Origin of the sequence: Nocardia thailandica NBRC 100428 (assembly GCF_000308795.1) — a bacterium.
GTDB classification, from domain to species: domain Bacteria; phylum Actinomycetota; class Actinomycetes; order Mycobacteriales; family Mycobacteriaceae; genus Nocardia; species Nocardia thailandica.
Window position 1 is genome coordinate 1 of sequence record NZ_BAGK01000267.1, and the last position, 872, is coordinate 872.

General features: G+C 66.3%; 1 protein-coding gene. It reads left to right on the top strand.

Annotated features, from left to right (window positions below; genetic code table 11):
* Window positions 1-78: 78 nt before the first annotated feature.
* Window positions 79-813, top strand: coding sequence for a transposase (locus ON36_RS28445; RefSeq protein WP_157225033.1), 735 nt, complete (start codon window positions 79-81; stop codon window positions 811-813).
* The last annotated feature ends 59 nt before the right edge of the window (window positions 814-872 follow it).

Here is an 872-nt window from a genome sequence, read left to right on the forward strand (position 1 = left end):
CCTAAGGGTTGTCCCGTAAGTCGTTGAGCGGCAACAGGTATCGTGGCGCGGGTGGTGGTCTCGGCGGCTGATCCTGTGATGGTGGAGTTGTTCTCCGGGCTGCGGTCTCGCACGTTCGCTCGCCTGATCACGCGGTTGCGACGCGAAGGTGCCGACCGGCCGTTGCGGGGCCGGCCTTGGGGGTTGAGCTTCGAAGACCGGGTGTTGCTGGTGGCCACCTACTGGCGGACCAACCTGACGATGCGTCAGCTTGCCGCAGTGTTCGGCGTCTCGAAATCGGCCGCGGCCAGAGTGATCGAAGACCTCGGGCCGTCGTTGGCGCTGCGGCCCCGTGCCCGGTTCCCGCGTGGCGCGGTACTGATCGTGGACGGCACGCTGGTCCCCACCCGCGATCACGAGATCGCCGCACCGAGTAAGAACTACCGGTACTCGACCAACCATCAAGTCGTCATCGATGCCGACACCGAACTCGTCGTGGCACTCGGGCGACCGTTGCCGGGTAACCGCAACGACTGCCGAGCCTGGACCGAGTCCGGTGCCGCGCACGCTTGCCGCAACGCGGTGGTGATCGCCGACGGCGGCTACCAGGGCACCGGATTGATCATCCCGCACCGCCGAGCACCCGGAGTCGAGCTACCGGAATGGAAACAGGCCCACAACAAGTCCCACCGCAAAGTCCGTGCCCGCGTCGAGCACACCTTCGCGCGGATGAAGACCTGGAAGATCCTGCGCGACTGCCGACTACGCGGTGAGGGTGTCGCGGTCGCGATGTCCGGCGTGGCCACACTGGCCAACCTCGCCCACACCCACTGACACCGAAATACGGCGCGGGGTACGCCGCGGCCATCTCGAACTTACGGGACAACCCTTAG

Excerpts from the sequence above, each read along its gene's own strand:
- ON36_RS28445 (WP_157225033.1), top strand. The coding sequence starts at position 79 with ATGGTGGAGTTGTTCTCCGGGCTGCGGTCTCGCACGTTCGCTCGCCTG.